This window comes from Streptomyces sp. NPDC059649 (genome assembly GCF_042734445.1).
In the GTDB taxonomy this organism is placed as follows: Bacteria; Actinomycetota; Actinomycetes; order Streptomycetales; family Streptomycetaceae; genus Streptomyces.
In genome coordinates, this window is sequence record NZ_JBHWDV010000011.1 from 35,666 (window position 1) to 54,348 (window position 18,683).

The 18,683-nt window shown below is 72.9% G+C and carries 19 protein-coding genes; 6 read left to right on the top strand and 13 right to left on the bottom strand.

Annotation, left to right across the window (positions count from 1 at the left end; translation table 11 throughout):
• Window positions 1–69 precede the first annotated feature (69 nt).
• On the top strand, window positions 70–360 hold the full coding sequence (locus tag ACFV1J_RS15205; protein WP_385858008.1) for a hypothetical protein: 291 nt from the start codon (window positions 70–72) through the stop codon (window positions 358–360).
• Between the two features lie 201 nt (window positions 361–561).
• Here ACFV1J_RS15205 and ACFV1J_RS15210 read toward each other — a convergent pair whose 3' ends face one another.
• The 5 genes from ACFV1J_RS15210 to afsQ1 form a co-directional block, all read right to left on the bottom strand.
• On the bottom strand, window positions 562–771 hold the full coding sequence (locus ACFV1J_RS15210) for a PspC domain-containing protein (RefSeq protein WP_385858010.1): 210 nt from the start codon (window positions 769–771) through the stop codon (window positions 562–564).
• Between the two features lie 45 nt (window positions 772–816).
• Window positions 817–1,332: a VanZ family protein gene (locus ACFV1J_RS15215; RefSeq protein ID WP_385858250.1), complete on the bottom strand. Its 516-nt coding sequence runs from the start codon at window positions 1,330–1,332 to the stop codon at window positions 817–819.
• Window positions 1,333–1,712: 380 nt separating this feature from the next.
• The gene (locus ACFV1J_RS15220; protein WP_385858012.1) at window positions 1,713–2,426 is read right to left on the bottom strand and encodes a hypothetical protein; all 714 of its coding nucleotides are present in this window, start codon (window positions 2,424–2,426) and stop codon (window positions 1,713–1,715) included.
• Window positions 2,427–2,587: 161 nt separating this feature from the next.
• Window positions 2,588–4,423 carry an ATP-binding protein gene (locus ACFV1J_RS15225; protein ID WP_385858014.1) on the bottom strand — a complete coding sequence of 612 codons (1,836 nt, stop codon included), beginning with the start codon at window positions 4,421–4,423 and terminating at the stop codon, window positions 2,588–2,590.
• Window positions 4,420–5,097 carry a two-component system response regulator AfsQ1 gene (gene afsQ1, locus ACFV1J_RS15230; RefSeq protein WP_026169550.1) on the bottom strand — a complete coding sequence of 226 codons (678 nt, stop codon included), beginning with the start codon at window positions 5,095–5,097 and terminating at the stop codon, window positions 4,420–4,422. Before afsQ1 ends, ACFV1J_RS15225 begins: the two co-directional genes overlap by 4 nt.
• A 242-nt stretch (window positions 5,098–5,339) precedes the next feature.
• Here afsQ1 and ACFV1J_RS15235 point away from each other — a divergent pair, with 242 nt between their 5' ends.
• Window positions 5,340–6,140 carry a SigE family RNA polymerase sigma factor gene (locus ACFV1J_RS15235; protein ID WP_385858017.1) on the top strand — a complete coding sequence of 267 codons (801 nt, stop codon included), beginning with the start codon at window positions 5,340–5,342 and terminating at the stop codon, window positions 6,138–6,140.
• Window positions 6,141–6,361: 221 nt separating this feature from the next.
• Here the strand turns inward: ACFV1J_RS15235 and ACFV1J_RS15240 are convergent, their stop codons facing one another.
• Both ACFV1J_RS15240 and ACFV1J_RS15245 read right to left on the bottom strand, forming a co-directional pair.
• Entirely contained in the window at window positions 6,362–6,838 is a 477-nt protein-coding gene (locus tag ACFV1J_RS15240) for an OsmC family protein (protein WP_385858019.1), read from the bottom strand.
• A gap of 49 nt (window positions 6,839–6,887) precedes the next feature.
• Entirely contained in the window at window positions 6,888–7,565 is a 678-nt protein-coding gene (locus ACFV1J_RS15245; RefSeq protein WP_385858253.1) for an ATP-binding protein, read from the bottom strand.
• 182 nt (window positions 7,566–7,747) lie between these two features.
• Between ACFV1J_RS15245 and ACFV1J_RS15250 the strand changes: the two genes are divergently transcribed.
• Window positions 7,748–8,227, top strand: coding sequence for a hypothetical protein (locus ACFV1J_RS15250; protein WP_385858021.1), 480 nt, complete (start codon window positions 7,748–7,750; stop codon window positions 8,225–8,227).
• Window positions 8,228–8,324: 97 nt separating this feature from the next.
• Here the strand turns inward: ACFV1J_RS15250 and ACFV1J_RS15255 are convergent, their stop codons facing one another.
• Genes ACFV1J_RS15255 through deoC form a run of 3 tightly spaced genes read right to left on the bottom strand, consistent with a single transcriptional unit; the run spans window position 8,325 to window position 11,611 of the window.
• A complete protein-coding gene (locus tag ACFV1J_RS15255; RefSeq protein WP_385858024.1) occupies window positions 8,325–9,185 on the bottom strand; it encodes an aldehyde dehydrogenase family protein in 861 nt (286 codons plus the stop codon).
• Entirely contained in the window at window positions 9,178–10,608 is a 1,431-nt protein-coding gene (locus tag ACFV1J_RS15260) for an aldehyde dehydrogenase family protein (protein ID WP_385858026.1), read from the bottom strand. The genes ACFV1J_RS15255 and ACFV1J_RS15260 overlap by 8 nt, the downstream gene beginning before the upstream one ends.
• Window positions 10,609–10,615: 7 nt before the next feature.
• On the bottom strand, window positions 10,616–11,611 hold the full coding sequence (gene deoC / locus ACFV1J_RS15265) for a deoxyribose-phosphate aldolase (protein ID WP_385858028.1): 996 nt from the start codon (window positions 11,609–11,611) through the stop codon (window positions 10,616–10,618).
• Window positions 11,612–11,742: 131 nt separating this feature from the next.
• Between deoC and ACFV1J_RS15270 the strand changes: the two genes are divergently transcribed.
• Window positions 11,743–12,369, top strand: coding sequence for a PH domain-containing protein (locus ACFV1J_RS15270; protein ID WP_385858030.1), 627 nt, complete (start codon window positions 11,743–11,745; stop codon window positions 12,367–12,369).
• A 136-nt stretch (window positions 12,370–12,505) separates the two neighbouring features.
• Here ACFV1J_RS15270 and ACFV1J_RS15275 read toward each other — a convergent pair whose 3' ends face one another.
• The 3 genes from ACFV1J_RS15275 to ACFV1J_RS15285 all read right to left on the bottom strand — a co-directional run bounded on the left by ACFV1J_RS15275 (window position 12,506) and on the right by ACFV1J_RS15285 (window position 15,758).
• Complete coding sequence (locus tag ACFV1J_RS15275; RefSeq protein WP_385858032.1) at window positions 12,506–14,185, bottom strand: phospho-sugar mutase; 1,680 nt, start codon at window positions 14,183–14,185, stop codon at window positions 12,506–12,508.
• A gap of 136 nt (window positions 14,186–14,321) precedes the next feature.
• The gene (locus tag ACFV1J_RS15280) at window positions 14,322–15,143 is read right to left on the bottom strand and encodes a purine-nucleoside phosphorylase (RefSeq protein ID WP_385858034.1); all 822 of its coding nucleotides are present in this window, start codon (window positions 15,141–15,143) and stop codon (window positions 14,322–14,324) included.
• 177 nt (window positions 15,144–15,320) lie between these two features.
• On the bottom strand, window positions 15,321–15,758 hold the full coding sequence (locus tag ACFV1J_RS15285) for a gamma-glutamylcyclotransferase (protein WP_030413146.1): 438 nt from the start codon (window positions 15,756–15,758) through the stop codon (window positions 15,321–15,323).
• A gap of 139 nt (window positions 15,759–15,897) precedes the next feature.
• On the opposite strand from ACFV1J_RS15285, the gene ACFV1J_RS15290 reads away from it, so the two are divergent.
• Together ACFV1J_RS15290 and ACFV1J_RS15295 are read left to right on the top strand one after the other, a co-directional pair.
• Window positions 15,898–17,343, top strand: coding sequence for an NAD(P)H-quinone dehydrogenase (locus ACFV1J_RS15290; RefSeq protein WP_385858037.1), 1,446 nt, complete (start codon window positions 15,898–15,900; stop codon window positions 17,341–17,343).
• A gap of 355 nt (window positions 17,344–17,698) precedes the next feature.
• Window positions 17,699–18,682, top strand: coding sequence for a DeoR/GlpR family DNA-binding transcription regulator (locus ACFV1J_RS15295; RefSeq protein WP_360945665.1), 984 nt, complete (start codon window positions 17,699–17,701; stop codon window positions 18,680–18,682).
• Window position 18,683: the final 1 nt, after the last annotated feature.

The window sequence follows — 18,683 nt, forward strand, 5'->3', positions numbered from 1 at the left end:
TGCGGCGCCGGTTGCCGCATCACTAGGTTGATGGGCCGGTCAAGCCCCCATCAATGAGGACGTAATTCGATGAAGCAGGGAACGATCAAGACTCTCGGTGTCGCCGCCCTCGGTGCCGCCTTTGCCGTCACCGCCGCGGGCGCCGCCTCCGCCGCCCCGGCGGCCGGTGCCGCCGACACCACCGGCGGTCTGCTGCACAGCGCCACCGACACCGTCTCGGGGGCCACCAAGAGCGTCAACAGCGGCACCAACGCCAAGCCGGGCAACCACGACGTCAAGACGCACCTGAACTCCAAGGGCAACAAGCTCCTCGGCGGCCTGCCCACCGGCGCCGTCGGCAAGGCCCTCCCGCTGGGCTGAGCCCCGCACCCCCGCCGCCCACAGGGGCGCGCGGCGCACCGTCCCCGGCCCGTACGCCTCGGCAGGCGTACGGGCCGGCGGCTTGTCGAGGCACGGTGGCTCGCCCGGCGCGCGGGCCTGATCGGCGTGCGGGCCCGCTCGGCGTGCTGGCCCGCTCGGCGTGCTGGTCTGCCCGGCTCGGGAGCCTGCCCGGCTCGGGGGCTACCAGGCGGCGGCGCTGTGTGCCTTCTCCTCCGAGGGGAGGAGTATCCACAGGGCGAGGTAGACCAGGAACTGCGGGCCGGGAAGCAGACACGACACCAGGAAGATCACGCGCATCGTGGCCGGTGTCGTACCGAAGCGACGGGCCAGGCCCGCGCACACTCCGGCGATCATTCGGTTGTCGCGGGGACGGACCAGTGCGGCGGCCATGAGAGGTAGCTCCTTTGCGACTACGTGGGGCGTTTGACCGATGCCTCAAAGGTAGGTCCGGCTGCCCGAGAGCACGTCAGCCTGTGGTGTGACGCCGACCCTGGAGATCTTCGGGGGCGCACCCCCGAGACGCTCGTACCGCCGGCGGAGCCGGCACCGGGCCCCGGGAACGACCGCCAGGTGCACCACCGCCACACCCAGGGTGCTCAGCAGCACCGAGTCGACATCGGGGACCCGTCCGGGGATCCCTGACTGCAGCAGTTCGATGGCCAGCGCGATCATCGCGCCGGCGAAGACGGTACGGGTGAAGGAGACCAGCGGGGAAACGTTCAGGCGGCCGGCGGAGAGCGGCAGCAACACGCCCAGCGGCGCCAGCAGCAGCACCGAGCCGCCCAGATGCTGCACGGTCTCCCACGTCGCCCCGTGCGCCAGCTCGGCCCGGATCGTCGCCAGCGGTTCGAGGTTCGCCGCCGGTACCCAGGGCACGGTCCGGGGACGCAGCGTGAGCCATCCGACGATCAGCAGATGCGCCACAAGGAGAAGAAGTCCGGTGACGCGCATTCGGGGGGAGGCGGTGGTGCCGTGGCCATGACGCTGCACAAAGCCCAGGACGCCAGGACCGGTGGCCATGGTTCCGCCCTATTGCACCCGCCTTGGGGTGTGGGGCGTCCTTGGTGGGGCGTGCGGCGTGCGGCGTGCGGCGTGGGGCCGGGGGGCGTGCGGCGTGGGGCGTGCGGCGTGAGGCCTCCTCATCCCCCCACCCCCGAACCCACCCCCCGCCCCCTCCCCCGAAGGGGGAGAGGGGGAGGGGGCGGGGGGAAGCCTCGGCGCGCCCCGCGAGTCCCTCAGCCCTCGCCCCACACCTGCCCCTGAGCCCCCCACAGCCCCTGCCCCTGAGCCCCTCACTGAGCCCCCAGCCCGAGCCCCTCAGCCCGAGCCCCTCAGCCCTTTCTCGTCAAGGTGTCGCCCCACCCTGTGTGTTCCGCGATGTCCGGGTTGGAGAGGACGTCGGCGGAGCAGTCGTAGCGGTGGGGGGTGGTGTGGTCGGGGCCGGAGAGGACGGCTGCGTGGGTGCGGCCGAGGGCCGGGCTGGCGCCGTAGGTGCACACCAGTTGGGCCAGTGCGAAGGACGGCAGGTCGTCCGGGGGGAGGCTGAGGCGGAGGGCGTCCGCCGGGTCTCCCGGGTGCGGGCCCTCGACCTTCAGGTCGGCGGGCAGCGCGCTGCTGAAGCCCGCCTTCTCCTCATCGGGGGAGGGCGGCTGCTGCAGCGCCCGGAGGAGGGCGCGGGCGGTCCGTAGGCGGACCTCGGCGGTGGCCGTGCCCTTGGCCTGCGGCATCGTCCGCCGCACCTGGGCCAGCGCGGAGCCGCACACCAGGTACAGCGTGGCCTGGGTGCTCCCGCCGGGTGCGGCCTCGTCGGCCGGCGCCTTGCAGCTGACCCGCGCGGGCGCCCCGCCGGCGTCCACCGGCACGGACGTACCGCGGATCCCACAGCCGGTGGCCGCCAGCGTCAGCAGCGCCACCGCCCCGGCGGTACGCCGCCACCCGCCTCCGGCCGGACGTCCGCCCGTCTCCCCGGCCGGACGTCCGCCCGTCTCCCCGGCCATGCGCCCGTCCGGCTGCCCGGTCATGCGCCCGTCCGGCTGTCCGGTCATGCGCCCATCCGGCTGCTCCACCGGCTGCTCCGCCGGGCGTCCCGCCGACTGTCCCACCAGGCGTCCCGCCGGCTGCCCCGCCAGACGTCCCGTAGTCCGCCCCCTCACCTCTCCCCTCCTCCTCGCCTCTCCGCTTCCCCCTGTCAGGTCTCCCCTCCCCGTCATCTCCCGCCCCCCGTACCGTTGTTGCCGGGCCCGGCCGGTCGGGCGGGGCCCTCCGGGGAGCCGTCCTGGCGGTCGTTGTCGGTGAGCGGGGACGCGTCCATGGGCAGTCGCAGGGTGAAGACCGCGCCGCCCTCGGGGAGGTTGGCGGCGGTGATCTCGCCGCCGTGGATGTGGGCGTTCTCCAGGGCGATGGAGAGGCCCAGACCGCTGCCCTCGGAGCGCGGCCGGGAGGCGCTCGCCTTGTAGAAGCGGTCGAAGACGTGCGGCAGGACCTCTTCGGGGATGCCGGGGCCGTGGTCCCGTACGCGGATCACCAGCTGTCCGCCGCCCGGCCGGGCGCCGTCCGTCGGCTGTCCGGGCCCCTGCGACCCGTCGGCGGCCTGCTCCGGCCCGTCCGCGGTACGGCACGACCCCGCCGGGCCGTTCCCCGCCGCGGGGCCCTCCTGGTCGGCGCCGCCCGGTGTCTCCGGGCCGGCCGGGCCGTCGGGCTCCGCGCCCGCCGCGTGCTCGGTACGCACCGACACCCGGACCGGCGAGCCGCCGTGTTTGAGGGCGTTGCCGATCAGGTTGGCCAGGATGACGTCGAGCCGCCTCGGGTCCAGCCGGGCCACGATGCCGCGGTCCGCGTCCAGGTCCACCGCGTCCAGCCAGGCCCGCGCGTCGATGCACGCCGTGACCTGGTCCGCGACGTCGACGTCGTCCAGCACCAGCCGGGCCGTCCCCGCGTCGAAGCGGGTGACCTCCATCAGGTTCTCCACCAGGTCGTTCAGCCGCCGGGTCTCGCTCACCACCAGCTTCACCGCGGGGGCGATCATCGGGTCCAGGGAGTCCTGCTCCTCCTCCAGCACCTCCGTGACCGCGGTGATCGCCGTCAGCGGCGTGCGCAGTTCGTGCGACATGTCCGCGACGAAGCGGCGGGAGGCCGCCTCCCGGCCGCTCAGCTCCTCGACCCGCTGTTCCAGCCGCTCCGCCGTGCGGTTGAACGTCCGGGAAAGATCGGCGAGTTCGTCGGTGCCGGTCACCCGCAGTCGGGTGTCCAGCCGCCCCTCGCCGAGCTGCCGCGCCGCGTGCCCCAGCCGCTGTACGGGCCGCAGTACGGTCGTCGCGGCGGCCTGTGCCAGCAGCGCCGAGCCGACCAGCGCGAGCGCGGTCGCGATCCCCAGCGACCAGGCCAGCGAGTTGAGGTCCTGGCCCTCGGTGGCCAGCGACTTGATCATGTAGCCGGTCGGCCCGCCGCCGATCACCTTCGCCCCGGCGACGAGGTACGGGGTGTCCCCGATCTGCTTGCGCTGCCAGTACAGGTGGTGCGGGTAGCGGTTGGACTCGTCGACCGGGCGGACCTCGTTCACCGCCTTGCGCAGCGACTCCGGCACCGTCGCCAGCGTCAGCAGGTCCTTGTCCGTGGTGGCCGCGCAGTCCTTGCCCGACCGGTCCACGCCGATCAGCAGCACCGCGTAGTTCTGCGGCCCGGCCGCCATCTGCCGTGCCGCGTCCTGCAGTTCGGCGCACCGCGGACGCAGCGGCAGCGACCGCGTACTGTCCTCCAGCGACTTGCGGAAGTCCTTGAGCACCGCGTTCTGGGTGCGGTCCAATACGGTGTTGCGGTTCAGCCAGTACGCGATGCCGGACGCGGACACCGCCGCGGTCAGCGCCACCAGCGCGAAGACCACCACCAGCCGCAGCCGCAGGCTCGTCCAGCGCAGCAGCCCCGGTGTCCGGCCGAGCATCCGCAGCAGCCGGCGGCCCGGCCCGGACGCGGGTGCGTCGGGGCCGCCGGCCGGGCCCCGCGCGTCTCGCTGCGCCGTCCTGCCGTCCGTGCTGGCTTCCCTCACTGCGGCGAGTCCAGCCGGTAGCCGACGCCGCGGACCGTGCGGATCAGCGTCGGCGAGGACGGCACGTCCTCCACCTTCGCCCGCAGCCGCTGCACACAGGCGTCCACCAGGCGCGAGTCGCCCAGGTAGTCGTGCTCCCACACCAGCCGCAGCAGCTGCTGCCGGGACAGCGCCTGGCCGGGGCGCCGGCTCAGCTCCAGCAGCAACCGCAGCTCGGTCGGTGTCAGTTGCAGATCCTCGCCGTTCTTGGTGACGGTCATCGCCGACCGGTCGATCACCAGCGAGCCGAAGGTCGCCGAGTCGCTGGACTCGCGTTCCCCGCGGCGCAGCACGGCCCGGATCCGGGCGTCCAGCACCCGCCCCTGGACCGGTTTGACGACATAGTCGTCCGCCCCGGACTCCAGTCCCACCACGACGTCGATGTCGTCGTTGCGCGCGGTGAGCAGGATGATGGGCAGCTGGTCCGTACGCCGGATCCGGCGGCACACCTCGAAACCGTCGATGCCCGGCAGCATCACATCCAGCACGATCAGGTCCGGGCGCTGCTCGCGCAGCAGCTTCAGACCGTCCTCACCGGTCGCCGCGGTCACCACACGGTGACCCTGGCGGGACAGCGAGAGTTCGAGGGCCGTGCGGATGGCGTCGTCGTCCTCGATCAGCAACAGGAAAGGCACGGCAGCCATTCTGGCCCATGGGACGCCGGGACATCGACCAGTGACCCCTGCGTACCCGGGCCACCGCCCCCGCGAACCGCCCGCCGCGCCGGACCTGCCCCTGTGACAGGGCTGTGACAGTCGGCGGACAACGTGATGAAACTGCGTTGGCAGGCTTTGGGTCACCGGGAGAGATCAACACCGATCTCCCCCGGGACACCGAATCGGACCGAACGAGCCGGCTCTACGACGGGGGGCGCGAGATGACCACACTGCACGGCACCACTTCCAGCGCAGTTATCACGCGACTCCACGACGTCGTGCGGACACCGGAGAAGTCCGGTGCCGTGGGCGTGCGGGGGTGTGCTCGCGGCATCGGGCGTCAGCGGCCGCCGTACATGGTGGCCATCGACGCGACGACGGTGGAGATCAACGGGGGAACGGGACGGCACGGGGGAAGCGCCGTCCACGGGGGGAACAACGGGGGAGCGGAGTACGGGGAGGGCACGGGGGAACGGCGTTCCGCGTCGGAGGCGGCCGAGGCCGAAGCGGCCTTCACCGCCTACGTCCAGGAGCGCCGCGCCTCCCTGTACGCCACCGCCTACCACCTGACCGGCGACCGCCACGAGGCCGAGGACCTGCTGCAGAGCGCGCTGTTCTCGACCTACCGGGCCTGGGACCGGATCAGCGACAAGGCGGCGCTCGGCGGCTATCTGCGCCGCACCATGACCAACCTGCACATCAGCGCCTGGCGTCGGCGGAAGCTGAACGAGTACCCGACGGAGGAGCTGCCGGAGACCGCCGGCGACGTCGACGCGATGCGCGGCACCGAGCTGCGCGCGGTGCTGTGGCAGGCGCTGGCCCGGCTGCCCGAGACGCAGCGCACCATGCTGGTGCTGCGCTACTACGAGGGCCGCACGGACCCGGAGATCGCGGACATCCTCAACATCAGTGTCGGCACGGTGAAGTCGAGCATCTGGCGCGCGCTGCGACGGCTGCGCGACGACGAGGTGCTCAGCTTCGGCCGTGACGAGGAAGAGTCCTTCGGCGAGCTGGTGGCCTGAAGGAACGGCGCGGCCCGCCGGGGGAACGGGCCGCGCCACGGGGGAAACACCCGAGGGGGCACCTGAAGGGGACGCCCGAGGGGGGAAAGGCCCGAGGGGGATCGGGATACGGGGGAACACGGGGGAAGTACGGGGGATGCGCGGGTTCGGGCGGCCGGGGGGTCTGCCCGAGCCCGCTTTCCGTGCGTCCGCGTCCGCCCCCGGTCACGCGTCGCCCGCCGTTACGCCGCCCGCACCGTCACCACCGGCTCGTGCCGGACCGGGAAGTTCACCGAGTTGGCGATGAAGCACTTCTCATGGGCGTCGCCGTGCAGCGACCGGGCCCGTTCGAGGTCGTCCGCCGACGCCACCTCGACGCGCGGCCGCAGCACCACCTCCGCGAACCGCCCGCCGCCCTTGCCGTCCTCCGCCATCGTGCCGGCCGCGTCGTCCGCGTAACCGGTCACCACCACGCCGGCCAGTGCGCACAGCGCCAGATACGACAGCATGTGGCACTGCGCCAGAGAGGCGAGCAGGAGCTGCTCGGGGTTCCAGCGGTCGGCCGTCCCGCGGAACGCCGGGTCCGCGGTGCCCGGCAGCGGCGGCAGCCCCTCGGCGGTCACCTCGTGGTCCCGCCCGTAGGCCCGGTAATTGCTGGTCCCCGTTCCGTTGTTGCCGGTCCAGGTGACCGTCGTGCGGTAGTGGTGCTCCCTCGGCATCGCCGCGTCCTCCCGTCAGTTGCGGGCACCCGGAGTGCCCGCCCGGTGGTCAGGAGCCTACGGCCGCCCGCTTCACACCGGCGGCACGGGCCGCACCCGCCGCGGAAATACGGGCCAGCGCCTCCGGCCTCGCGCACGGGTGGGCGCCCAGCGCCGTGTGGCGGGCCACCACCGACCGCTCGGCGCGCAGCAGCCGCAGCCCCCGGCGGATCAGGTACGGGACCGGTTTGCGGGCCTCCCGCAGGTCCCGCCGCAGCCGCCGGCGGAAGGTGGTGACCGGACGCCCGCGCAGACACAGCGCATCGGCCAGCAGACCGGCCGCCCGGCACGCCGCGATCACATCGGCGGCGAAGATGCCCTCGGCGATGAACAGCGGGGCGCCGCCGAGATCGAGCTCCGCGGCGCCGACCCGGGCGCTGAGCGAGATGTCGTACACCGGGACGTCCGTACGCCCCGTACGGCACAGCGCCTCGATCGCCGCGACGGCGGCACCGGCGTCCCACGAGAGCGGCGAGTCCCAGTCCGCGCCGCCGCCGTCCGGCAGTTGGGGCAGCGTCGGGTCGGTCCCCTCCTTGTAGAAGTCGTCGAGACGGAGCACGGGCAGACCGCTGTGGGCGGCCAGTGACGTCTTGCCGGTGCCGGAGGGGCCGGTCAGCAGGACGACGCGGGTACGGGCACCTCCCGGCTCGACCGGGGTCGAGCGCGCGGGGGAGGACGGCCGGGTGATGGAGTCGGAGGTCACGGACAGCCATTGTCCCGTATTGCGCCGTGTGGGCTACCCCTGGCGCGCGAGCTGGCCGCCCGCCCGCGGCTCAACTACGCTTCGCGGTCAGACGATTACCCAGCGCCCTTGGAACGCCCCACGCTTCCGACGCATTCCGACGCTCCCGAACCACAGGCAGGTGGCAGATGCCCTCCCACGCACGTCCCAAGCCCAGCCGCGTCCCGCGCACCCTGCTGCGCGCCGGCCTGGTGGTCTCCGCGGCCGGCGCCGCGCTCGCGGGGGGCGGTGCGGCGACGGCGGGCGCGGCCCCCGCCTCCACCCCCCACCACGGCCCGGACCACAACGGCCCGGACCACCACGGTCCCGACCGGCAGAGCACTCACCGGCACAGCCCCGAACGGCACGGCACCGACACCGGCGCCACCGCCTCCGCGCTGACCGGCGCGCTGCTGCACTCCACGGCCGGCGGTGTCGGGCCGCTGAAGAACATCCAGGTGGACCCGCTGGCCAACACCCCCGTCGACCCGCTCGCCAACGCCGTCGGCACCCAGATCGCCGACTTCAAGCCGCTCAGCACCACCCTCCTGACCGGCAGCCTCTCGCGCGGCGCGGCGGTCCGCGACGTCCCGCTGGTCAACAAGGTCGAACGGGTCCTGCCCGGCTAGCCGCACACCCGTCCTCCTCGGGACGCACGACCGCCCCGGGTGCCGCGCGGCACCCGGGGCGGTCGTGCGTCGTGACCGGAGTCGTGGACGCGCCGGATCAGACACCCATCGGGTGCCAGACCGTCTTCGTCTCCAGGAAGGCCAGCAGCCGGTCCGTGCCCGGGTCGGCGCTCCAGTCCTCCGTGCGCGGGCGCAGCACCCGCTTGAGGTTGTCGGCCGCCGCGGTCTCCAGCTCCTTGGCCAGTCCGGCGTCCGCGCCCGCGAGGTCGAGCGCGTTGACGTCCTGGTGGGCGGCGAGCGGCGCGGCGAGCTCCGCCGTACGGCCCGAGAGGACGTTGACCACACCGCCCGGCAGGTCGGACGTGGCCAGCACCTCACCCAGCGACAGGGCCGGCAGCGGGGCCTTCTCCGAGGCGACCACCACGACGGTGTTGCCGGTGACGATCGCCGGCGCGAGCACCGAGACCAGGCCCAGGAACGACGACTCCTGCGGGGCCAGGACCGCGACCACACCGGTCGGCTCGGGCGCGGAGAGGTTGAAGTACGGGCCGGCGACGGGGTTGGCCCCGCCGGCGATCTGGGCGACCTTGTCGGACCAGCCCGCGTACCAGACCCAGCGGTCGATGGCCGCCTCCACCTGGGCGGTGGCCTTGGACTTCGACAGCCCCTCGGCGTCGGCGACCTCGGCGGCGAACTGGCCGCGGCGGCCCTCCAGCATCTCGGCGATGCGGTAGAGGATCTGGCCGCGGTTGTACGCCGTGGCGCCCGACCAGCCACCGAACGCCTTGCGGGCGGCGACCACCGCGTCCCGCGCGTCCTTGCGGGAGGACAGGGGTGCGTTCGCCAGCCAGTTGCCCTTCGCGTCACTCACCTCGTACACCCGGCCGCTCTCGGAACGCGGGAACTTCCCGCCCACGTACAGCTTGTAGGTCTTGAAGACCGACAGACGCTCAGACATCGAGGTACGCCTCCAGACCGTGCCGGCCGCCCTCGCGGCCGAAGCCCGACTCCTTGTAGCCGCCGAACGGCGAGGCCGGGTCGAACTTGTTGAACGTGTTGGACCAGATGACGCCCGCACGGAGCTTGTTCGCCATCCACAGGATGCGCGAGCCCTTCTCCGTCCAGATGCCCGCGGAGAGACCGTACGGGGTGTTGTTGGCCTTCTCCACGGCCTCGGCCGGGGTGCGGAAGGTCAGTACGGACAGCACCGGGCCGAAGATCTCCTCCCGGGCGATCCGGTGCGCCTGGGTGACGCCGGTGAAGAGCGTCGGCGCGAACCAGTAGCCGGAGGACGGGAGTTCACAGGCGGGGGCCCAGCGCTCGGCGCCCTCGGCCTCGCCCGCGTCGGCCAGCGCGGTGATCCGGGCCAGCTGCTCGGCGGAGTTGATCGCGCCGATGTCGGTGTTCTTGTCCAGCGGGTCGCCCACGCGCAGGGTCTGCATCCGGCGCTTGAGCGCGTCCAGCAGCTCGTCGTGGACCGACTCCTGGACGAGGAGGCGGGAGCCGGCGCAGCAGACGTGGCCCTGGTTGAAGAAGATGCCGTTGACGATGCCCTCGACGGCCTGGTCGAGCGGTGCGTCGTCGAAGACGATGTTCGCCGCCTTGCCGCCCAGTTCGAGGGTGAGCTTCTTGTCCGTGCCGGCGACCGTACGGGCGATGGCCTTGCCGACCTCGGTGGAACCGGTGAAGGCCACCTTGTTGACGTCGGGGTGGGCCACCAGCGCCGCGCCCGTCGAGCCGTCTCCCGTGAGGATGTTGACGACGCCCTTGGGCAGGCCCGCCTGGCGGCAGACGTCCGCGAAGAACAGGGCGGACAGCGGGGTGGTCTCGGCCGGCTTCAGTACGACCGTGTTGCCGGTCGCCAGCGCCGGGGCGATCTTCCACGCCAGCATCAGCAGCGGGAAGTTCCACGGGATGACCTGGCCCGCGACGCCCAGGGGGCGCGGGTCCGGGCCGTGGCCGGCGTGGTCGAGCTTGTCGGCCCAGCCCGCGTAGTAGAAGAAGTGCGCGGCGACCAGCGGCAGGTCGGCGTCGCGGGACTCGCGGATCGGCTTGCCGTTGTCCAGCGACTCCAGGACGGCCAGCTCGCGCGAGCGCTCCTGGATGATCCGGGCGATCCGGAACAGGTACTTGGCGCGCTCGGCGCCCGGCAGCGCGGACCACTTCTCGAACGCCTTGCGGGCGGCCCTCACGGCCCGGTCGACGTCGTCGGCGGTGGCCTGGGCGACCTCGGAGAGGACCTCCTCGGACGACGGGGAGACGGTCTTGAAGACCTTGCCGTCGGCGGCCGGGGCGAACTCGCCGTCGATGAACAGCCCGTAGGACGGCGCGATGTCGACGACCGCTCGGGACTCGGGTGCGGGTGCGTAATCGAAGGTCATGGGTGCCTCAGTCCACCGTGACGTAGTCGGGGCCGGAGTAGCGGCCGGTGCTGAGCTTCTGGCGCTGCATCAGCAGGTCGTTCAGGAGGCTGGAGGCGCCGAAGCGGAACCAGTCGGGGGTCAGCCAGGGGTCGCCGAGCGTCTCGTTGACCATCACCAGGTACTTGATCGCGTCCTTGGTGGTGCGGATCCCGCCGGCCGGCTTCACGCCGACCTGCACGCCGGTGGCGGCGTGGAAGTCGCGCACCGCCTCCAGCATCAGCAGGGTGACGGGCGGGGTGGCGTTCACGGCCACCTTGCCGGTGGAGGTCTTGATGAAGTCGGCGCCGGCCAGCATCGCCAGCCAGGAGACCCGGCGGACGTTGTCGTACGTCTGGAGCTCGCCGGTCTCGAAGATGACCTTCAGGTGGGCGGCGGTCCCGTCGGGCCGGGCGCAGGCCTCCTTGACGGCCTTGATCTCCTCGAAGACCTCCAGGTAGCGGCCGGAGAGGAAGGCGCCCCGGTCGATCACCATGTCGATCTCGTCGGCGCCGGCCGCGACCGCGTCCCGGGTGTCGGCCAGCTTGACCGGCAGCGCGGCGCGGCCGGCCGGGAACGCGGTGGCGACGGACGCGACGTGGATGCCGGAGTCGCCGAGCGCCTCCTTGGCCGTCGCGACCATGTCGGGGTAGACGCAGATCGCCGCGACCTTGGGGGTGGTGCGGTCGGTGGGATCCGGGTTGATGCCCTTGGCGCACAGCGCCCGGACCTTGCCCGGGGTGTCCGCGCCTTCGAGGGTCGTCAGGTCGATCATCGAGAGGGCGAGGTCGATGGCGTACGCCTTCGCCGTGGTCTTGATCGAGCGGGTGCCGAGGGTGGCGGCGCGGCCTTCGAGGCCGACCGCGTCGACGCCGGGGAGGCCGTGGAGGAAGCGGCGCAGCGCACCGTCGTCGGCGGTCACGTCCGCCATTGACGCCAGACGCCCCGCGGCTTCCTTGCCGTATGCGGGAACAGTGATGGGCATGGTCACGAGGGGAGCATATCTACGCGCGTAGCGCAATGTCATCCCCCTGGAGGCCGCCATTCCGGCCACTCCGCCTGAATGATGCCGTACCGCAATGTCCGGCATCCGGACGGTCGGGCAGAATCGGCGGCATGACGCGCCAGGACCGGACCACCCCGCCACCGCAGCAGTACGCCGAGCGCAGCTACCGCTCGCCCGCGTCCCTCGTCGGCGGCGTCCTGCTCCTGCTGCTCGGCGGCTGGCTCGCCGTCGACGCCCTGCTGCGCGGCACCCCGCACACCAAGCTGACCACGCTGTTCGCCCTGCTCCTCGGCGTCCCGCTGGTGGTCGCCTTCACCCTGCGGCCGCTGGTACGGGCCGGCGACGAGCGGCTGATGGTGCGCAACCCGTTCCGTACGATCACGCTGCCCTGGGGCGCGGTCGAGGAACTGCGGGCCTCGTTCTCCACCGAGGTGTTCACCACCGCCGGGAAATTCCAGCTGTGGGCGATCCCCGTCTCGCTGCGGCAGCGCAAGAAGGCGAACCGGCAGGCCCTGCGCGGCGCCGGTGCGGACGCCCCCCGGTTCGGCCCGGACGCCGGCGCCGGACCGGTGCCGCGCGCCCTGGCCGACCAGGCGCTCGACGAACTGCGCGAGATCAAGGAACGCGTCGGGGCCCGGGCGGACGCCCAGGGCGAACCGGTGGTCCGCTGGGCGTACGAGATCCTCGCGCCCCTCGTGGCGGGCGCGGTGGGCCTGGCCGTGCTGCTCGCCCTCTGACGGACCGGGCCCCGATCCGGTACCGCTCCACCCGTACGCCAAAGGCCCCCCGCCCACGGGCGAGGGGCCTTTCGAGCCGTCGGCTCAAGGGCTCTGCGAGCGGTCGGCGCCGGACCGCCGGGGGCGCGTGGGACCGTCAGATCCCGGCCGCCGCCGACACGTCCTCCTTGATGGCGGCCAGGGTGGCGGCCGCCTTCGTACGCGCCGCGTCGAGCGCCTCCGGACCGGACACCGGCGCGACGACCTCCAGGTAGCACTTCAGCTTGGGCTCGGTGCCACTGGGGCGCACGACCACCCGGGCGGACTCGATACCGGCCTCCGGGGAGCCGGAGAGGTAGTAGCGCAGCCCGTCGGTCGGCGGGAGCGTGTCGGTGCCCTGGTTCAGATCGTCCGCCCGGGTCACCGCCAGAGAGGCCAGCGCGGCCGGCGGCTGCTCGCGGAGCCTGCGCATCGCGTCGGCGATCAGCGTCAGGTCCTCGACCCGCACCGACAGCTGGTCGGTCGCGTGCACCCCGAACTCCACCGCGAGGTCGTCCAGCAGATCGGTGAGCGTCCGGCCGGCCCGCTTGAGCTCCGCGGCCAGCTCGGCGACCAGCAGGGCGGCGGTGATGCCGTCCTTGTCGCGGACGCCCTCCGGGTCGACGCAGTAGCCGAGCGCCTCCTCGTAGGCGTACCGCAGACCGTCCACCCGGGCCAGCCACTTGAAACCGGTCAGGGTCTCCTCGTAGGGCCGCGCGGCGGCCGCGGCGATACGGGACATCAGCTGCGAGGAGACGATGGTCGTCGCGAACGTGCCGGCCGCCCGCTTGCTGACGAGGTGGGCGGCGAGCAGCGCGCCGACCTCGTCACCGCGCAGCATCCGCCAGCCCTCGGGGGTGCCGGGGGCCGGGACGGCGACGGCGCAGCGGTCCGCGTCCGGGTCGTTGGCGATCACCACGTCCACGTCCGCGCCCCGCGCCCGGGCGGTGGCGAACGCGAGGTCCATCGCGCCCGGCTCCTCCGGGTTGGGGAACGCGACCGTCGGGAAGTCCGGGTCCGGCTCGGCCTGTTCCTGGACGACCACGGGGGCCGGGAAGCCGGCCCGGGCGAAGGCGGCGGTGAGCACGTCGCGGCCGACGCCGTGCAGGGGCGTGTAGACGACGTTCAGGTCCCGCGCCGAGCCGGGCGTCAGCACCGCGTCGGTACGCGCCAGATAGGCCTCCAGCACCGCGTCGTCGAGGGTCTGCCAGCCGGACTCCGGGCGGGGTACGTCCGCCAGCGAGCGCACCGCGGCGATCTCCGCGGCGATCTCCCCGTCGGCCGGCGGCACGATCTGCGAACCGTCGCCCAGGTACACCTTGTAGCCGTTGTCGCGCGGCGGGTTGTGGCTGGCGGTGACCTCGACGCCGGCCACCGCACCCAGGTGCCGGATCGCGAAGGCCAGGACGGGGGTGGGCAGCGGGCGCGGCAGTACCGCGGCGCGCAGCCCGGCGCCGACCATGACGGCAGCGGTGTCCCGCGCGAAGTCGGCGCTCTTGTGGCGCGCGTCGTAGCCGATGACGACCAGGCCGGAACCCTCGCCCTTCGCCCGGAGGTACCCGGCGAGCCCGGCCGCGGCCCGGATGACCACCGAACGGTTCATCCGCATCGGGCCCGCGCCCAGCTCCCCGCGCAGCCCGGCCGTGCCGAACTGCAGGGTGCCGGCGAACCGGGCCGCCAGCTCGTCGGTGTCCTCGGCCGCGATCAGCTTCGCCAACTCGTCCCGGGTCTCCGGGTCGGGGTCCTCGGCCAGCCAGGCCCGGGCCCGGTCGATCAGCTCCGCGGATTCGGTAGCCACGTCATGCTCCTGCCTGTGGATGCGGTGGGTGAGGTGGATACGAGGAACCACCGGCCGGCCCCGCCGGACCAGGACCGGGCCTCGGTGGTCCGACCATGGCGGGTGGCGTCCGCCCATGGCCGGCCCTCGGTCGGACTCAGATCTTGCTCAGGACCTGTCCGAGCAGGGTCCCCATCCGGGTCGCGGAGTCGCGGCCGGCCTGCAGGACCTCTTCGTGGTTGAGCGGCTCACCCGTCATGCCGGCGGCGAGGTTGGTCACCAGCGACAGCCCGAGCACCTCCGCACCGGCCTCGCGGGCCGCGATGGCCTCCAGGACGGTGGACATGCCGACCAGGTCGGCGCCGAGGGTCCGGATCATCTTGATCTCGGCCGGGGTCTCGTAGTGCGGGCCGGGGAACTGGGCGTAGACGCCCTCCTCCAGGCTCGGGTCGATCTCCTTGCACAGCGCGCGCAGCCGCGGCGAGTACAGGTCCGTCAGGTCGACGAAGTTCGCGCCGACGATCGGGGAGGTGGCGGTGAGGTTGAGGTGGTCGCTGATGAGGACCGGCTGGCCCGGGCGCATGCCCGCACGCAGGCCGCCGCACCCGTTGGTGAGGACGACGGTCTTGCAGCCGGAGGCGACGGCGGTGCGGACGCCGTGCGCGACGGCGGCGACGCCCCGGCCCTCGTAGTAGTGCGTACGGCCGAGGAAGACCAGGGCGCGCTTCTCGCCGACCTGGTAGGAGCGGATCTTGCCGCCGTGGCCGGCGACGGCCGGGGGCGGGAAGCCGGGCAGCTCGGTGACGGGGAATTCGTGCTCGGGCGCGCCCAGGGCCTCGGCTGCCGGCGCCCAGCCGGAGCCCATCACCAGGGCGACGTCGTGGGTCTCGGCGCCGGTCAGCTCGCGCAGGCGGGCAGCGGCGGCGTCGGCGGCGCCCTGGGGGTCGCGCGCGATGTCCGGGGTAACAGATGCGTTCACGCGGACGAGGGTAGCCGGTAATCCCCTACGCGCGTAGATGTCGCTGCTCACGGTGCTGGGAACGTCGTCTTGTGGCTTTTGACGAATGGCGTACCGGGACGTGTCGCGGGCGCGACCGGACGTGACGGGAGCGCGACCGGTCGGCACCGGGTCGGCGGGCCGGGCCGCCGACGCACCTCAGCAGGGCCGCTTGCGGAGTTCCATGACGTAGTCGTGCGGGGCGCCGGCGGATTCCGCGGCGTCGGCGATCTCGCCCAGGTAGCGGGCGGAGGGGAGGCCGCCCTCGTAGCCGTTGAGGACGTAGATCCAGGCGGTCTCGTCGCCTTCGAGGGTGTGCACCCGGACCCGCATCCGGCGGTAGATGCCCATGCCGACGCCCTCCCACCGGTCCATGGACTCCTCGTCCATCGGGGCGATGTCGTAGAGCGCGACGAAGAGCTGGGAGTCGGGATCCTCGACGACCGTCGCGAGGGCGCCTTCCCAGCCCATCTGCTCGCCGCCGAAGGTGAGCCGCCAGCCGCTGAGCCAGCCCGTGCCGCGCAGCGGCGAGTGCGGTGCGCGGCGGGACATCAGCCGCGCGTCGAGGTTGCCGGCGTACGCGGCGTAGAGCGACATGGTTCCGAGGGTACGGGAGGAAGCCCGTCGGGCTCTTGGTACCGGAGGTTCGTACAAGGGCGGGGCAGCGCGCGCCGCGGCGCACGTGGGGGCCGCACTCCGCCCCCCGGGCGCGAGGGACGGACGGGCGTGCGGGACAATGGAGTACGTGACTCGGATCGTGATCATCGGTGGCGGACCCGGCGGATACGAAGCGGCCCTGGTGGCTGCCTCTCTCGGCGCGGAGGTGACCGTCGTCGACTGCGACGGTCTGGGCGGGGCGTCGGTGCTCACCGACTGCGTACCGTCGAAGACCCTGATCGCGACGGCCGAGGTGATGACCACCTTCGACTCGTCCTACGAAGAGCTCGGCATCATCGTCGAGGACGACACCCCGTACAACGAGCGGCCGGCCCGCGTCGTGGGCGTGGACCTGGGGAAGGTCAACCGACGGGTCAAGCGGCTCGCGCTCGCCCAGTCGCATGACATCACGGCGTCGGTGACCCGTGCCGGCGGCCGGGTCCTGCGCGGCCGCGGCCGGCTGGAGCCGGGCCAGGCGCCGGACGGTTCGCGCAAGGTGACGGTGACCGCGGCGGACGGTACGACCGAGGGCCTGATCGCGGACGCGGTGCTGATCGCCACCGGCGCGCACCCCCGCGAGATCCCGGACGCGCTGCCCGACGGCGAGCGGATCCTGAACTGGACGCAGGTCTACGACCTCGACGAGCTGCCCGAGGAGCTCATCGTGGTCGGTTCGGGTGTCACGGGCGCCGAGTTCGCCGGTGCCTACCAGGCGCTCGGCTCGCGGGTCACGCTGGTCTCGTCCCGGGACCGGGTGCTGCCGGGTGAGGACCCGGACGCCGCCGCGGTCCTGGAGGACGTCTTCCGGCGGCGCGGCATGAACGTCATGGCGCGGTCGCGGGCGCAGTCCGCCAAGCGGGTGGGCGACCGGGTCGAGGTGACGCTGGCGGACGGCCGGACCATCTCGGGTACGCACTGCCTGATGGCGGTCGGCTCGATCCCCAACACCGAGGGCATGGGCCTGGAGGGCGCCGGGGTCAAGCTGAAGGACTCCGGCCATGTCTGGACGGACAAGGTCTCGCGGACCAGCGCCCCGGGCGTGTACGCGGCGGGTGACTGCACCGGCGTCTTCGCGCTGGCGTCGGTCGCGGCGATGCAGGGCCGGATCGCGATGTACCACTTCCTCGGTGACGCGGTCGCGCCGCTGAACCTCAAGACGGTTTCCGCGAACGTCTTCACCGACCCGGAGATCGCCACGGTCGGTTATTCGCAGGCCGACGTCGACGGCGGGAAGATCGACGCCCGGGTCGTGAAGCTTCCGCTGCTGCGCAATCCGCGGGCGAAGATGCAGGGCATCCGCGACGGTTTCGTGAAGCTGTTCTGCCGTCCCGGCACCGGCATCGTGGTCGGCGGTGTGGTCGTTTCCCCGCGCGCCAGCGAGCTCATCCACCCGATCTCGATCGCGGTCGACAACAATCTGACCGTCGAGCAGATCGCCAGCGCGTTCACCGTGTACCCGTCGCTGTCCGGTTCGATCGCCGAGGTCGCCCGGCAGCTGCACGCGCGGAAGACGGGCAGCGAGTAGGCGGGCGGCCGGTTCGCGGCCGGGGTGCGGTCGGACGACGGTGAACAACCGATAAAGCGCCGATATGCGGCCGGCGAACGGCGATTGAAAACTTTGTGCCCTCGGTGAGCACTTGGGATGAAACGTCCCTGCAGTCCGCTCCGGCGCGGGTGGCCGCGGGGTCGTCGTCCGCTTCCCGGCCGCCCGGCCGGCAGGCCGGTTGACCAGGCAGCAAGCGGTTGGCGGCGCAAGGGAGTTCGACGTAGGCGCGACATATGCACCGCGCATACCACGTCACGCTGTGCGGTGTGAACAACTTCCGTTAATTGGTGCAACCTGCTGAAAACAGACGGTCGTTGGCGTTACTGTCAGTTTCGTGTTCGCTGCAGAACGTCGCCAATTGATCCTTGAAATGGTGCGTGCCAACGGGGCGGTTTCGCTCCGTGAGCTCGCCCGCGTCGTCCAGACCTCCGAAGTGACCGTACGGCGGGATGTGCGGGCGCTGGAGGCAGAGGGACTGCTCGACCGCCGGCACGGCGGTGCGGTCCTCCCGGGAGGCTTCACCCGCGAATCCGGATTCCCGCAGAAATCCCATCTAGCGACCGCGGAGAAAACGGCCATCGCCGATCTCGCGGCCGGTTTCGTCGAAGAGGGCGAGGCCATCGTCGTCGGCGCCGGGACGACCACCCAGGAGCTGGCCCGCCGGCTCGCCCGGGTGCCCGGGCTGACCGTCGTCACCAACTCCCTGCTCGTCGCCCAGGCGTTGGCGCACGCCAACCGCGTCGAGGTGGTGATGACCGGGGGCACCCTGCGCGGCTCCAACTACGCGCTGGTCGGCAGCGGTGCCGAGCAGTCCCTGCAGGGCCTGCGGGTCTCCCGCGCCTTCCTGTCGGGCAGCGGGCTGACCGCCGAGCGCGGGCTGTCCACGTCCAACATGCTCTCCGCGAGCGTCGACCGGGCGCTGGTGCAGGCGGCGGGGGAGGTGGTGGTGCTCGCCGACCACACCAAGCTCGGTTCCGACACGATGTTCCAGACCGTGCCGACGGATGTGATCACCCGTCTGGTGACGGACGAGCCGCCGGCCCACGACGACCGTGCCGCGACGGAGCTCCAGGCGCTGGCCGACCAGGGCGTCCAGATCGCCGTCGCCGGCGGTACGGGGGCCGGGCACGGTGCCGGCCAGCCGGGCCTGGACGGCGGGGCGGGTGACCGCCGGGGCCCCCGGCGGGACGTTCCGCTGCCCGGCCAGCGGCGCAGCCACGGGCCGGCCGGGGGCGGGGGGCCGCAGCTGCGGTCGGCGCCGTCACTGTCCGAGGCGCCGGGCGGCCGGGTCGCGGACCTCGCCCCACGGCGGCGCTGAG

Bases quoted from the DNA above. Each gene is read 5' to 3' on its own strand.
- ACFV1J_RS15290 (WP_385858037.1), top strand. From the start codon at position 15,898: ATGGAGTACGTGACTCGGATCGTGATCATCGGTGGCGGACCCGGCGGA.
- ACFV1J_RS15270 (WP_385858030.1), top strand. From the start codon at position 11,743: ATGACGCGCCAGGACCGGACCACCCCGCCACCGCAGCAGTACGCCGAG.
- ACFV1J_RS15255 (WP_385858024.1), bottom strand. From the start codon at position 9,185: ATGTCTGAGCGTCTGTCGGTCTTCAAGACCTACAAGCTGTACGTGGGC.
- deoC (WP_385858028.1), bottom strand. From the start codon at position 11,611: ATGCCCATCACTGTTCCCGCATACGGCAAGGAAGCCGCGGGGCGTCTG.
- ACFV1J_RS15210 (WP_385858010.1), bottom strand. From the start codon at position 771: ATGGCCGCCGCACTGGTCCGTCCCCGCGACAACCGAATGATCGCCGGA.
- ACFV1J_RS15285 (WP_030413146.1), bottom strand. From the start codon at position 15,758: ATGTCGCTCTACGCCGCGTACGCCGGCAACCTCGACGCGCGGCTGATG.
- ACFV1J_RS15240 (WP_385858019.1), bottom strand. From the start codon at position 6,838: ATGCCGAGGGAGCACCACTACCGCACGACGGTCACCTGGACCGGCAAC.
- ACFV1J_RS15235 (WP_385858017.1), top strand. From the start codon at position 5,340: ATGACCACACTGCACGGCACCACTTCCAGCGCAGTTATCACGCGACTC.
- ACFV1J_RS15205 (WP_385858008.1), top strand. From the start codon at position 70: ATGAAGCAGGGAACGATCAAGACTCTCGGTGTCGCCGCCCTCGGTGCC.
- ACFV1J_RS15260 (WP_385858026.1), bottom strand. From the start codon at position 10,608: ATGACCTTCGATTACGCACCCGCACCCGAGTCCCGAGCGGTCGTCGAC.
- ACFV1J_RS15250 (WP_385858021.1), top strand. From the start codon at position 7,748: ATGCCCTCCCACGCACGTCCCAAGCCCAGCCGCGTCCCGCGCACCCTG.
- ACFV1J_RS15215 (WP_385858250.1), bottom strand. From the start codon at position 1,332: ATGCGCGTCACCGGACTTCTTCTCCTTGTGGCGCATCTGCTGATCGTC.
- ACFV1J_RS15220 (WP_385858012.1), bottom strand. From the start codon at position 2,426: ATGACCGGACAGCCGGACGGGCGCATGACCGGGCAGCCGGACGGGCGC.